Source organism: Cohnella rhizoplanae (genome assembly GCF_948329515.1).
Lineage (GTDB): Bacteria > Bacillota > Bacilli > Paenibacillales > Paenibacillaceae > Cohnella > Cohnella rhizoplanae.
This window is the reverse complement of record NZ_CAOJCN010000021.1, coordinates 58,810-72,658: the sequence shown is the minus strand read 5'-3', so window position 1 is coordinate 72,658 and position 13,849 is coordinate 58,810. Positions and strand designations below refer to the sequence as shown.

At 58.5% G+C, this 13,849-nt stretch carries 9 protein-coding genes; all 9 read right to left on the bottom strand.

The window, feature by feature from the left end:
• Position 1 precedes the first annotated feature (1 nt).
• Entirely contained in the window at positions 2-622 is a 621-nt protein-coding gene (gene rplC / locus PQG80_RS23225; RefSeq protein ID WP_271754040.1) for a 50S ribosomal protein L3, read from the bottom strand.
• Between the two features lie 58 nt (positions 623-680).
• Complete coding sequence (gene rpsJ / locus PQG80_RS23220; protein WP_027087350.1) at positions 681-989, bottom strand: 30S ribosomal protein S10; 309 nt, start codon at positions 987-989, stop codon at positions 681-683.
• Positions 990-1,339: 350 nt separating this feature from the next.
• Positions 1,340-3,004, bottom strand: a complete 1,665-nt coding sequence (locus PQG80_RS23215) for a methyl-accepting chemotaxis protein (protein ID WP_271754037.1) — start codon at positions 3,002-3,004, stop codon at positions 1,340-1,342.
• 265 nt (positions 3,005-3,269) lie between these two features.
• Entirely contained in the window at positions 3,270-4,460 is a 1,191-nt protein-coding gene (gene tuf / locus PQG80_RS23210; RefSeq protein ID WP_271754036.1) for an elongation factor Tu, read from the bottom strand.
• Between the two features lie 93 nt (positions 4,461-4,553).
• Positions 4,554-6,629, bottom strand: a complete 2,076-nt coding sequence (gene fusA / locus PQG80_RS23205) for an elongation factor G (protein ID WP_271754035.1) — start codon at positions 6,627-6,629, stop codon at positions 4,554-4,556.
• Positions 6,630-6,665: 36 nt separating this feature from the next.
• Positions 6,666-7,136, bottom strand: a complete 471-nt coding sequence (rpsG, locus tag PQG80_RS23200; RefSeq protein WP_090117920.1) for a 30S ribosomal protein S7 — start codon at positions 7,134-7,136, stop codon at positions 6,666-6,668.
• 57 nt (positions 7,137-7,193) lie between these two features.
• Positions 7,194-7,613 (bottom strand): 30S ribosomal protein S12, encoded by a 420-nt coding sequence (gene rpsL / locus PQG80_RS23195; protein WP_090117921.1) that lies wholly within the window; start codon positions 7,611-7,613, stop codon positions 7,194-7,196.
• A gap of 153 nt (positions 7,614-7,766) precedes the next feature.
• Positions 7,767-8,021: a ribosomal L7Ae/L30e/S12e/Gadd45 family protein gene (locus tag PQG80_RS23190; RefSeq protein WP_271754034.1), complete on the bottom strand. Its 255-nt coding sequence runs from the start codon at positions 8,019-8,021 to the stop codon at positions 7,767-7,769.
• A 259-nt stretch (positions 8,022-8,280) separates the two neighbouring features.
• Complete coding sequence (locus tag PQG80_RS23185) at positions 8,281-13,824, bottom strand: DUF5722 domain-containing protein (protein WP_271754033.1); 5,544 nt, start codon at positions 13,822-13,824, stop codon at positions 8,281-8,283.
• Positions 13,825-13,849 lie beyond the last annotated feature (25 nt).

Genomic DNA, 13,849 nt, shown 5'->3' with positions numbered 1-13,849 from the left:
ATTATTTCTTCACCGACGAGCGGAGTTTAAGGTAGCTGTTGCGAGCGCCCGGCACGGAACCCTTGATCAGGATAACGTTGCGTTCAACGTCGACCTTGACGACTTCGAGGTTTTGAACCGTGATCGTCTCGGATCCGAGACGGCCGTGCATTTTCTTGCCCTTAGGTACGCGGTTCGCGTCGCGAATCGTTGCGAGCGAGCCATTACCGCGGTGATACTTGGAACCGTGGGTCATCTTGCCGCGTTGGAAACCCCAACGCTTGATGGCACCGGCCGTACCTTTACCCTTGGAGATCCCCGTCACGTCAACAAATTGCCCTTCGGCAAATACGTCAACTTTAACTTCAGCGCCGACTTCGAGTTCCGAAGATCCGCTAACTTCGCGGATGAAGCGCTTGGGCGCCGTACCGGCCTTCTTTGCATGGCCCGTTTCCGGCTTGTTTGCGAGCTTTTCGCGCTTGTCGGCAAAGCCGAGCTGCACAGCTTCGTATCCGTCGTTGTCGGAAGATTTCTTCTGCAGAACGACGTTTGGCGTTGCCTCGACGACGGTGACCGGCACGACGCTTCCGTCAGCCGCGAACACTTGCGTCATACCGAGCTTACGTCCCAAGATTCCTGGCATGTTGACACCTCTCTTCTACTTCTTATTCACATCTGGATAAGTCTTTGTTTTTTGCTTATTACAGCTTGATCTCGATGTCAACGCCGGACGGCAGGTCCAGACGCATCAGCGCGTCGACCGTTTGCGGCGTCGGATTGACGATGTCGATCAGGCGCTTGTGCGTACGCATTTCGAACTGCTCACGCGAATCCTTGTACTTGTGGACCGCGCGCAGGATCGTGATGATCTGCTTCTCGGTCGGCAGCGGGATCGGACCGGATACGCCGGCACCCGTACGCTTTGCCGTTTCAACGATCTTCTCCGCGGATTGATCAAGAATGCGGTGGTCGTAAGCCTTCAAACGGATACGGATTTTTTGCTTTGCCATAGAAAATTCCCTCCTTCATTCGTCCAATTTTGGAATCGGACATACTCCGTGAGAATACCCCGACATCAACCCTATCGCCACCCTATGGCAAAGGGGCCGGGTGTGTCGGCAACCTCTCACATCATCGCACGGTCGCAGACCAACATTTATTATTATAGCGATTCGCCTAGACCAATGCAACAAATTTTTATGCAAAATGAAAAGAATCGTAATGCGGAGCCCGGAACCGCTGATGACGCGCTGCTATTCGTATTAGTTCCGTCGTCTTTCTTCTATATAAAGAGAACATCGATCCAATGAAAAACCGCTGCCTGCAGGCAACGGCTTTCTTTGAATGAGATATAAGTCGGTCAAACGCGGAATCGGCTCACGGCTTGGTTCAATTCCGCTGCCAGCGAGCGAAGCTGTTCTGCCGATCCTGCGATCTCCTCGACGGAAGCGAGCTGTTGTTCGGAAGCCGCCGCCACCTGCTGGGATTCTTCAGACGAAAGCTTCGCTACGCGTTCCAGCTCCTCGATCGAAGCGGCCACTTGCTGGCTGCCGGCCGACATTTGCTGCGAAGCTGCCGATACGTCCTGCACTTGATCGGATACTTGCCTAACCGCTTGAAGGATCGTGCGGAAGGATTCGCCCGTACGAGCCGCAAGTTCCGTTCCGGCGCGAGCTTCGCCGGCGGATTGCGACAACGTCTCCGCAGCGGCGGACGTCTTGACGCCAACCGCATGAATGATCTCCGCGATCGCCTCGGACGATTCCCTCGATCGTTCGGCCAGCTTGCGGATTTCCTGCGCGACTACCGCGAAGCCCTTCCCTTGCTCGCCGGCGCGCGCCGCTTCGATCGAAGCGTTCAACGCGAGCAGATTCGTCTGATTGGCGACCTCGGCGATCATCGAGACAATCTGCTGAATCTCCGCGCTAGATGCTTGCAGCTCGCTCATCGTATCGCTGGCGCTGAACACGTTTTGTTCGATCTGGCGTATTTGATGCGCGGTATCCGCCAGGGCTTGTTCGCCCTCCGTTGCCAGTTCAGCCGCGCCGCCGGCGAGCTCGGACAGCGTTGCTGACGTTTCGGCGATACGGCCGATGCCCACCGCAATCTCGGACATCGCCCGCTGGCATTCCTGCGAGCTCGTCAGCTGAGTTTCAGCTCCGGAAGCCACTGTCTGAATCGACTCCGTAATCCCCCCTGTGGCGACCGCAGCTTGCGCGGAAGTATCTTTCAGCGTGCGCGATGCGGCAGACACTTCGTCAGCCGTGCGTTTGATACTGCCGGACAACTCCCTAAGACTTCGAACCATATCGTTAAACGATTCCGCCGCCTGACCGATCTCATTTCCCGATTTCACCGGCACTTGCACGGTCAGATCTCCCTTTGCCGCCTCTTGGGCGAGCGCGGCCAGCCGTTTAAGCGGACGAAGCGCGAATCGAACAAAAAGGACGAGCAGCAATATCGCCAGCGTAGCTGCAGCGATGCCGATCCAAATCGTCCTAAAAAGCATGCCCTTAATTCGGGCTTGCACTTTATCGTAGTCGTAATCCATGCCGAGAACCGCGACGACTTCTCCTTCGCCGTCCGTAACTGGTCCCTGATAGGATATCCAGCTTCCGACGTTATCCGTATAAGGTTTGCTGAGCGACGACTTTCCGACCAACGCTTCTGTATAGGCACGCTTAAAATCTCCGGAAATCCCATAATCGTCGCCCGTATGATTGCCTGCATCGTCAAGCGCCTGATTCACTTGAAGCAGCACGACGTTCGTACCTTCTTCAGCCTCCTTCGAATACGTAGAGAAGTAATAGGCATTGATTATCTCGTTCCCATCCGTCATGGCATCCAGCAATTTGCGCAGAATCGCCTGGCTTTCGGGGGCAGGCGATTCCCCCTTTTTGTAGGCGTCAGCTACCGGCTGCAGCAAATTCGTGTTGGCGGAAGCCTGAGCGGCGAGCCGATCGCCTATAGACATGAATTCCCTGTACGCGGCATTCCGCTGCGCGCTGTATTGAAGCCAGGACATGATCCCGATAAGCAGAATAAATAAAACGGACAAAACAAGACTAACCGTAAAAACCAGGCTTTTGCGAATTTGAAGTCTAGACAGATAGATGCACCTCGCCCTTGGATTTGTTTCTATTATAAGGTAGAGTGGCTAGAAATACATGTCATTTACTGTCGAATTTAGACCAAATTTGTCGCTTTTTTAACCGACAATTTTTCTTCAAACAAAAAAAAGACCTTACCGAGCGATTAAGCTCGATAAAGTCTTCCTTAAGTAAATTGAATTACTTTTGAATGGAAGCAACAGCGCCGGCGCCTACTGTGCGGCCGCCTTCGCGGATGGAGAAGCGAGTGCCTTCTTCAACGGCGATCGGAGCGATCAGCGAGACGGTAACGGTGATGTTGTCGCCAGGCATAACCATCTCAGTGCCTTCAGGCAGGTTGATGATACCCGTAACGTCAGTTGTACGGAAGTAGAACTGAGGACGGTAGCCCGTGAAGAAAGGCTTATGACGGCCGCCTTCTTCTTTGGTCAGGACGTAGATTTGAGCCGTGAATTCCGTGTGCGGCTTAACCGAACCCGGCTTAGCGATAACTTGGCCGCGCTCGATGTCCTTACGGTCAACACCGCGAAGCAGTGCGCCGACGTTGTCGCCCGCTTGAGCGGAGTCGAGCAACTTACGGAACATTTCTACGCCGGTAACGACGGATTTGCGGGAATCTTCAACCAGACCGATGATTTCAACTTCATCGCCGATTTTGATCGTGCCACGCTCAACACGGCCCGTAGCAACCGTACCGCGACCCGTGATCGTGAATACGTCCTCGACAGGCATCAAGAAAGGCTTAGCTACGTCGCGCTCAGGTTGCGGGATGTAGGTATCGACTTGTTCGAACAGCTCGACGATCTTGTCAGCCCAAGGGCCGTCAGGATTTTGCAGAGCTTCGCGAGCAGCGCCGCGGATGATCGGCGTGTCGTCGCCCGGGAACTCGTACTCGTTCAGCAGGTCGCGAACTTCCATTTCAACCAGCTCGAGGAGTTCTTCGTCTTCAACCATGTCGCACTTGTTCAGGAATACGACGATGTAAGGAACGCCAACTTGCTTGGAGAGCAGGATGTGCTCGCGCGTTTGCGGCATAGGGCCGTCAGCAGCGGATACGACCAGGATCGCGCCGTCCATTTGAGCAGCGCCGGTGATCATGTTCTTGACATAGTCGGCGTGTCCAGGGCAGTCAACGTGTGCATAGTGACGGTTAGGCGTTTCATATTCAACGTGAGCCGTGGAGATCGTGATACCGCGCTCGCGCTCTTCTGGAGCCTTGTCGATTTGGTCGAACGCAACGGCTGCGCCGCCGTATTTCTTGGACAGAACCGTCGTGATGGCAGCGGTCAGCGTCGTTTTGCCGTGGTCGACGTGGCCGATCGTACCGATGTTAACGTGCGGTTTGTTACGTTCAAATTTAGCCTTTGCCATGGATCTTTTCTCCTCCTTGTTAGTAAAGCCATTTTATAGGGAGGACAAAGCCGGAGACCTCAGGCCCCGCGGCTCGTCCGAATGCCCGTTAACTTAAGCGCCCTTGCTCTTGGAGATAATCTCTTCGGAGATGGACTTCGGTACTTCTTCGTAGTGCGACAGTTCCATGGAGAACACGCCACGGCCCTGCGTACCGGAACGAAGAACGGTCGAGTAGCCGAACATTTCAGCCAACGGCACCTTGGCGCGCACGATGAGCGCACCGTGACGGGTGTCGCTGCCTTCGATGCGTCCGCGGCGGGAGCTGAGCATGCCCATGACATCGCCCATGTACTCTTCGGGAACGGTTACTTCGACCTTCATGATCGGCTCGAGCAAGATCGGGTTACACTTGTCCTTCGCGGCCTTGAGAGCCATCGAACCCGCGATCTTAAACGCCATTTCGTTCGAGTCGACGTCGTGGTACGATCCGTCGAAGATCGTCGCTTTGATATCGACGAGCGGGAATCCGGCGAGTACGCCGTTCTTCATGGACTCTTCGATACCGGCTTGTACCGGCGCGATGTACTCGCGCGGAACTACGCCGCCGACAACCTTGTTCTCGAACACGAAGCCGGAACCGGCTTCAAGCGGTTCGAACTCGACCCAGCAATGGCCGTATTGGCCGCGTCCGCCGGATTGGCGGACGAACTTGCCTTCGACCTTCGCCGAGGACTTGAACGTCTCGCGGTAAGCGACTTGCGGCTTGCCCACGTTGGTCTCGACCTTGAATTCGCGAAGCATGCGGTCGACGAGGATCTCCAGGTGAAGCTCGCCCATACCGGCGATGATCGTCTGGCCCGTCTCTTCGTCCGTGTGCGCGCGGAAGGTCGGATCCTCTTCGGAGAGCTTCTGAAGCGCGATACCCATCTTGTCTTGGTCAGCCTTAGTCTTCGGCTCAACCGCAAGCTGGATAACCGGCTCCGGGAAGTTCATCGATTCGAGGATTACCGGGTTCTTCTCGTCGCACAGCGTATCGCCAGTCGTCGTATCCTTCAGACCGACTGCAGCGGCGATGTCGCCGGAGTAGACGATGCTGATCTCTTGACGGCTGTTCGCGTGCATCTGCAGAATACGGCCGATACGTTCGCGCTTGTTCTTCGTCGCGTTGACGACGTACGAACCGGAGTTCAGAACGCCGGAGTAAACGCGGAAGAACGTCAGCTTGCCTACGAAAGGGTCGGTCATGATCTTGAACGCCAGAGCCGAGAACGGCTCGGAGTCGGAAGAATGGCGAACCGTCTCTTCGCCGTCTTCGGTCGTGCCCTTGATAGCAGGGACGTCGATAGGAGCCGGGAGGAAGTCGACGACGGCATCCAGCATAGGCTGAACGCCCTTGTTGCGATACGAAGAGCCGCAGACGACCGGGAAGATACGAACTTCCACGACGCCCTTGCGAAGAGCTGCCTTGATCTCGGCGACCGACAGTTCTTCCCCTTCAAGATACTTCGCCATGAGATCGTCGTCAAGCTCGGCAACCTTCTCGACGAGTTCCAGACGGAGCTCTTCGGCTTGCTCGGCCAAGTCGGCCGGAATCTCAACCGTCTTCGGATCTTTGCCGAGATCGTCTTCATACACATAGGCAACCCGTTCGATCAGGTCGATCATGCCGATGAAGCCGTTCTCCGCTCCGATAGGAAGCTGGATGGCAACAGCATTGGCTTGCAGGCGCAAGCGCATGTCGCGAACGACGTTCAAGAAGTCCGCGCCGATGATGTCCATCTTGTTCACGTATGCGATGCGCGGAACGCCGTAACGGTCGGCTTGACGCCATACCGTCTCGGACTGTGGTTCTACGCCTTCTTTGGCGCTAAATACGCCGACAGCCCCGTCCAATACGCGCAGCGAGCGCTCGACCTCGACCGTAAAATCAACGTGTCCAGGTGTGTCGATAATATTGATGCGGTGACCCTTCCATTGAGCGGTCGTCGCGGCAGACGTAATCGTGATACCGCGTTCTTGCTCTTGCTCCATCCAGTCCATCGTAGCGGCGCCTTCGTGCACTTCGCCGATCTTGTGGACACGGCCGGTATAGAACAGGATCCGCTCGGTCGTGGTCGTCTTGCCTGCATCAATATGCGCCATGATGCCGATGTTGCGCGTATTTTGCAAGGAGAACTCTCTAGCCATGCAATCGTCTCCTTTCGTTCCCTAATGTCCGCGGTTTTACCAGCGGTAGTGGGCGTACGCTTTGTTGGCTTCAGCCATCTTGTGCGTATCTTCACGCTTCTTGACGGCAGCGCCGGTGTTGTTCGAAGCGTCGAGAATCTCGGCCGCCAGACGTTCTTCCATCGTCTTCTCGCCGCGGTTGCGGGAGTAGTTGACGAGCCAGCGCAGTCCAAGGGACGTGCGGCGCTCCGGCTTGACTTCGATCGGAACTTGGTAGTTGGCGCCGCCTACACGGCGAGCCTTAACTTCGAGTACGGGCATGATATTCTTGATGGCAGCTTCGAAAACTTCCATCGGGTCCTTGCCCGAACGCTCTTGAATCAGCGTAAACGCGTTGTAAAGCAGCTGTTGGGCTACGCCCTTCTTGCCGTCGATCATGATGCGGTTGACGAGACGGGTGACGAGCTTGCTGTTGTAGACCGGATCCGGGAGCACGTCCCGCTTCGGTACTGGGCCTTTACGTGGCATCTGAGTTCCTCCTTTCCCATATCAATGATAAAGCCGAATTGTTCCGGCCGTATAATCTTACTTCTTCACCTTAGCGCGCTTCGTACCGTACTTGGAACGAGCTTGCTTGCGGTTGTTGACGCCTGCGGTATCGAGCGCGCCGCGGACGATGTGATAACGTACGCCCGGAAGGTCCTTGACCCGGCCGCCGCGAATCAGTACGACGCTGTGCTCTTGCAGGTTGTGACCGATACCCGGAATATAAGCCGTGACTTCGACGCGGTTCGTCAGACGCACACGAGCATACTTACGAAGTGCGGAGTTCGGTTTTTTCGGCGTCATCGTGCCTACACGCGTGCATACGCCGCGCTTTTGAGGAGCGCTAAGATCGGTCTCGATGCGCTTCAGGGCGTTGAATCCCTTTTGCAATGCAGGAGACTTCGACTTGACCACCTTGGGCTCGCGGCCTTTGCGTACGAGCTGGTTAATTGTTGGCATGTTGCCACCCCCTTCCCATGAATGCCTTGCATAAACTTACGGCTACCGGTTCCCGCGGCGCGAAGCCCACAGATCCAGGCGGTTCATTTTGAGATAAACGAAAGGGTCCGCTCCGCTGACCTCCTCTGACGAGAAGCGCGGTTAGGTCCCGGTTCATGCTCTCTCTACTACCACGGCCATCGCGGTGCCGACATCGATCCCGCATTGTCTACCCAGCTCGCGCATGGTGTTCACCTCGGTTAAGGGAACGCCTCGCTGCCGGCAAAGCTGAACGATACGGCCGATCAGGCGCGAATCTGCATCTTGCGCGACATAGACGCCGATGGCCTTGCCTTGTTCCACCATCTTGGTCGTCTGCTTGGTGCCGACTTTGACGTTATTCGCAAGATGATGAGCGATTAAGTCCATCGTAACAACTCCCACGGAACGATCAAAATCCACCACGTCGGGCACACACATAGGCTATCTTAACACCTCGGATGGGCAGTGTCAAGGAAGCCTTGGCGCAAAATTTCGATGCGCCGGAAGCAGGCTTTTGCCACGATTACCGGAAGAATACGAATCGGTTCGGAGAAAAAAGACAGCTGCGCGCCAACGGGCGAACGACGCAGCTGTCTTTGCTAATTCCAAGAAATTCCGATCTTCGTCGGCAGTACCTGTCTATCCGTCAGTGCAACCACTGGTAATCATAGATCCGGTACAAAAAGACCGCCGTCTCCGCTCTCGTCGCATGCTCGGCGGGGCGGATCCGCCCGCCGTAACCTTGTATCAGCCCGGCCGCTTCGAGTCTCGATATGGCCTCGCGGGCGTAAGCCGAGATCTCGTCGAAGTCTTCGGGCTCCTTCACCGGTTCGGCCGCAGTCGAATCCAATCTGTCACCCAACCGCAATGCCCTTGCCGTCATCGTCATCATCTCCTGACGGGAAATCGCAGCGCCTGGCAAGAAGCGGCCGTCGCCCGCTCCGTTCGCGATGCCGGTCCTCTGCAGGACGCCGACCGCTTGATAGAAGAAATCCGTCGGCTTGACATCGGAAAAGCTTGGCGCCGAATCGTCCGCGAACCCCATGGCCCCGGCCAGCATGACGGCGAATTCGGCGCGGGTGACATCGCGGCTCGGCTCGAACGTCCGGCCGTCGATGCCGCTGACGATCCCTTTCGACGCCAGCGCTTCAATGCCGTCGCGCGCCCATGGATAGCGATCCAGATCGGCGAAGCTCTTCTTCGCGAACGCTACGCCGTACTGCGATAGATGATGGATCGCGAATACGACTGCGCCGCTCTCGCTCTCGTACCGCCCGGTCGAAATCGGCACCATGCCGCCTTGATCATTTACGTAACAAGCAATGATCGCATCCGGCGACCGGAGTTCTTCCTCCGTCGGCGCATAAGGGATAGACACTATAACCTGCGCTTTCGGATTGTGCCACGGTTCCGCTTTGCCGTTCCGAAGCAGGACGATCTCGATCAGCGGGCGGTCGCCGATGGCCATCGCCGCCGCAGGGCCAATCAGCGACCGGTCGACCGGAGCAACCCGGATCGCGATCTCGCCCGCTTCTTCGCCTGCGGCATCCTTCGCAAGCATGTCCGAAGGGATGGAGACCGTGCCGAGCGCCGTCTCCAAGGTCACCTGACGGCCTCTGTCGGAAGCCGCGAAAAAAGCCGCCGGAAGCGTCAACGTATAAAAGGAGGCACCCGCTGTCTCCGGCAGCTTAATCAGGACCGAACGGCGTTCGTCCGCGCCGGCCGGAGCCGCGTCCAGCGCCTTGTCCAGCGCCGCCGAATCCAGCGCCACGCGCAGCTCCCCCGTCGCACGATCTAGCGTCGCCGTCGCGATGCCGCCCGGAACGGCCACCGCAACCGCAGACGGCCGGGCAGGAATCGCCGGAGTGTCGGGACCGCCGGGATTCTCCGGTCCACCTGCTTCGTTGACCGTGACGGACACTGCGGTGTCGAACGCGCCGTACACCGCTCTGACCACCGTCGTGCCCGCGGCCTTCGCTTCCATCAGACCGTCGGGGCTCACCGACAGAATCAAGCTGTCGTAGCCCTCGTACCGCGTACCCGCGGTTGAGGCCGACACGTCCCGCTGACTCCCGTCCGACATCGTGGCCTGAATGGCGAGCTGCACTCCGGCTTGGCCGAGCGTCAACGTCTCCGCCGGCTTGGCCGCCGAGATGCCGGTCGTCACGACCGCCGCGGCATCGGTACGGATATGATCGATAAAGAAATATCCGCCCCACGGTCCCGAATGATGAGCCGTATCCTTGCCGCGGTAGGAGATCTCCAGACTCTTGACGCTGTCCCGACCTTCGAACGCGGAGATGTCGGCGGACACGGAGATCCAGCCGTCGCTCGCGATCTGCTTGTCGACCACGAATGTCTCGCCGCTCTCCGACGTAAGCTTAAGCTTCACCATATACGCCGACGACGTCCCGCCCCATCCGAAGAAATCGAAGTCGATCTTGCTATAGGCACGCAGGTCGACCGGCGTCTTGAACGTCTTGACCGCCTTGCTCTCGGTCGTCGCGATCTTGGCGGTCTTCGCGGCCTCCAGCATATAACTCCCTTGTTTCGCCGCACCCGGTGGGCCGTTCGAGCCCTTCTTCACCGCGCCGACCGCGGACGTCTCGGTCCCTGCCGTCCAGCCGTCGCGCACGCCGCCCTCGAAGTCGCCGAACACGAGGCGGTCGCCGTCCTGTTTGTAATCCGGATCGTAGGCTTCAGTCAGGTCGAACGTATACGTTTTACCGTCCGCCGTCACCTCCAGCGTGCCCTTCCGGCCCTCCACCGGCACGATCTCCGTCACGGTCGTCTCGACCCGCTCGAGGGCGCCGGGCTGCACCGATACCTGCACGACGCTCCGATCCAGCGCAATGCCGCCTGTTCCCTTCAAGCCGATGTCGCTCGCAAAAATGCGGTTCCCCCCATTATTCACAGTGACCGTCAGCGTGTCGCCGGCCTGCACCTTACCCGGCTGAGGCAGCGCCTCCAGCACGACCGACACGTTCGAGATCGCCGCAGATGACGCCAGAGCCACGTCGTCCACCTGCAGCGCGCCGCTCGTCCAAGCGACTCGCTCCGACGGCCGCGCCCATATCTTGATGCGGTCGACGCTCGAAAGCCCCGCCCAGCCGGTCAGATCGATCGCCACGTCGTTCCACGCCTCCGCCGGGGCCACGACCGAGCCTTCGATCACGCGCGCGCCGCTGTAGGCACGGATCATGAACTCCGCCTTCGCGCCGCTCCCGATCCCGCTCGCCTTGACCGACGCCCGGATGACCGGCGTCGCCGATAGATCGAGCGGAGCTTCGAAGCTTCGAGTGACACCCTTGAAGTCGCCGCGGTAGCCGCCGACGACACGCGCCTTGAGACTGGACTCGCCCGATGCCCGGTCCTCCGCATCCCGCTCCGCGCCGGCCGCGTTGTCCGTGCCCTGCCAGCCGTCTGCGTCCAGCTCGAAGTCGCTCAGCGGCACGTTGCCTTCGACGCCCGACGCCGCGCCCATGGGCGCCGTCTCCTGTGCCGGTTTGTTCTCCAGGACCGCCGGATCGAATCCCGGTATCGCCTCCGACCAATCGTCTACGCCGATGATCGACTTGGCGAACGCCGTCGCTTCCAGCGAGTTAACGGTGTCGATCTGCTTGAAGACATCGTAGATGACCTTCGGCTGATCCGCCTCCGCGGTCTGTCCCTTCATATTGGTCCACAGTCCGAGGTTAAGTCCGCCTTCGCCCGCATGATCCACGTGTCTGTGCAGGATGAAGGCGTCGATCCCCGGCAGCGACTTCACCTTGTAATAGGCGTAGGCGTACGCCGCAGCTTGTATCCGCTGCTCCTCGGGCGTATTGCCGCCGCTGTGGAAGCCCTGCTCCGACAGAATCACATGGCGCTGGGCACCCTCGTACGTCATCGATGCCTGCTGCAAATATTGCGTCAGCACCTGTAGATTTTTGAAGGTGATCCGCCGCGTGTCGAAGCTGTCGGTCGCCGTCGTGTCCTCCCACGTTTTCGGATCGAACAAGTCCTCCGGATACGGGTGGAAAGCGACGTCCCAGGCATAGTCCCCGCCAGCGCGGGCCAGCTTGGCCAGCGCATCCACGAGCGCTCTGTTGCTGTAGATCCACTGCGAGTCCGGCGACTGGTAATCGTTCCAGAAGTGGTCGAGCGAGATGTAGGCCCTGCTGCCCGCATTCACGCTCCGCACGATGTTGTAGGTCAGCCGGAGCTGGCGCTCGTACTGCTTCACGTATTCGTCCAGCAGCTTCGGCCCCATGTTGTTCCACACTTTATTCTGTCCGACCTCGTTGCCGACGATATAGCCCGCCAGTCTGCCATAAGCCCGATCGGCGCGCGAATACCGTTCTGCGAGGAAGCGGGTGATCGCTTCGTAATACCGGACGCCGGTCTCGTTCGTCAGGTTCGGGGCGAATACTGTCCCTTCCGCCGTCGCGTCGGGATGCACGATATCCTTGTTGGGAGAGTCCGGATCCGTCATGCCGGTACGATACAGGATGAGGATGGCGGTCACGGCCATCTTGTTATCCGTCATCGATTTGATCTGGCTGTCCAGGCCGGCTATCGTATTTTTCCTGAAATAATAAGTTTGTCCTTCGTACGAGTACGGAATCGAGGAATCGCCGTGGTCCGTCAGCGTCAGCATCTCGTTGTAGGCGATATTGATCGCGCCGTGCCGTACGCCTAGTCGCTCCGCATCCGCCGGCAGCTGCACCTGAAGTCCCTTGATGCTGTCGGTGGACGGATACGGGTCCTTGTTCGCGGCCAGCGCTTCCGGATTGGTCACGTAGTGCGGACCGTCGACCAGTGCGAAGTTGTCGCCGTCTTTCAGCACTGCGACGAATTTGTCGTATACACGGTTTTTGACGCCGTCGACCGCCGGAAACGTCATGCTGAAAGATGCGCCCGCAGCGGTCTCGGCCAGCGGCGTCAGCGTAGAGTAATCGGCCGACTTCTCGTTGTCGAATAGAGGCAACCCGTATATACCCACTGTCGCGTCCGGATGAGCGGACAGGTAATCCGCACCCACGCTACCCTCCGCTGTCACCACGGACGGATCGCCGGCTACGGTCAGAGGCGCCAGATTTCCTTGATAAACGTATTCGTCCACACTTTTGAGCGCAAAATCGATCTTGTCGATATCCATCGTCGTGCCGGCCGTCGCTCCCTCCGGATAAATGCGGACACGGTCCACGACGCCCTTCCAGAGCGAATTCATCAGTACCAACTCGTAATCTGCGAACGATCCCGAATCCGACGCCGGGAACGACTGCGACTTCTCCTCGTCCCAGACCGGATCGTCTTCCGTCGTCCAGGCAACCTTGAGGCGCGAGGCGCCCGTCCCGTTCGCCATGCGGAGAAGGATCGCATTGCGCTTGGCGGCGTCCAGCGACAGCCCGGGAGACTCGATGTACGATCCCGACGGGTCCGTCACGACATACTTCAACGACCCTGCCGCAGCCGATTGGATGGCCGTGCCGGACATCGCCGTGAAGCCCTCGGCAGAGCCCGGGATATGAAAATCAAGATCGGCGGCCGCCGTCGCGGCCAGCGAGTCGATCTGCAGTCTGCCGTCCCAATAGTCGTAGCCGGGGTCCCCTGGAGACATGCCCTCCAGATCGTAATTCTTCATATAAGAGATCGACATGCCGTCGATGCTGGTCCTGCCGCTCCATGCGCGGATATCGAAGTAGACGACATTCCACTTGTTGGCCGCGATCCCCGACACCGCCTCGAACGTATCGCCGCCGCTCCTGAGCGTCAGCTTCACGAAGAAGTCGTCCTGCTTCCAGCCCCAGATATCCAAGGCGGCGGCTAGAAAGTTCGCGTCCGACAGGTCGAGCGGCGCGTCGAAGGCGCGGGAGACCGTGCGCCATTCGTAAGCCTTGACTTTGAGGGGCGTCACTTCAAGCGCGCCGGCGCCCTCGTACGGCGCCCCGGGCGCGTTCAGCAGCGTGCCCGTCACGCCCGCCTTTTCCACGTTCTGGCCAGGTGTCCACAGCGTCGCTTGCGAAGCATCGTTAAAGTTATCGATGATCTGCAACGGATAGATGGCGCGTCCCTTATAGGCATCCTTATCCGTCAGTTCGGGCTCGTATGCACCGGCCAGCGCGCCGGATGCGCCGATCAACTGAACAAGCATGGAAGCGATTGCAATTATAATGATCGCCGTTGTCCTGAATGTGCCGCGTCGCATGAATCGTAATCCCACCTTTTAAAAG

What these genes read in the sequence shown, in the direction of transcription:
- rplC (WP_271754040.1), bottom strand. Translation starts at nt 622, where the DNA reads ATGCCAGGAATCTTGGGACGTAAGCTCGGTATGACGCAAGTGTTCGCG.
- rpsJ (WP_027087350.1), bottom strand. Translation starts at nt 989, where the DNA reads ATGGCAAAGCAAAAAATCCGTATCCGTTTGAAGGCTTACGACCACCGC.
- PQG80_RS23215 (WP_271754037.1), bottom strand. Translation starts at nt 3,004, where the DNA reads ATGTCCTGGCTTCAATACAGCGCGCAGCGGAATGCCGCGTACAGGGAA.
- tuf (WP_271754036.1), bottom strand. Translation starts at nt 4,460, where the DNA reads ATGGCAAAGGCTAAATTTGAACGTAACAAACCGCACGTTAACATCGGT.
- fusA (WP_271754035.1), bottom strand. Translation starts at nt 6,629, where the DNA reads ATGGCTAGAGAGTTCTCCTTGCAAAATACGCGCAACATCGGCATCATG.
- rpsG (WP_090117920.1), bottom strand. Translation starts at nt 7,136, where the DNA reads ATGCCACGTAAAGGCCCAGTACCGAAGCGGGACGTGCTCCCGGATCCG.
- rpsL (WP_090117921.1), bottom strand. Translation starts at nt 7,613, where the DNA reads ATGCCAACAATTAACCAGCTCGTACGCAAAGGCCGCGAGCCCAAGGTG.
- PQG80_RS23190 (WP_271754034.1), bottom strand. Translation starts at nt 8,021, where the DNA reads ATGGACTTAATCGCTCATCATCTTGCGAATAACGTCAAAGTCGGCACC.
- PQG80_RS23185 (WP_271754033.1), bottom strand. Translation starts at nt 13,824, where the DNA reads ATGCGACGCGGCACATTCAGGACAACGGCGATCATTATAATTGCAATC.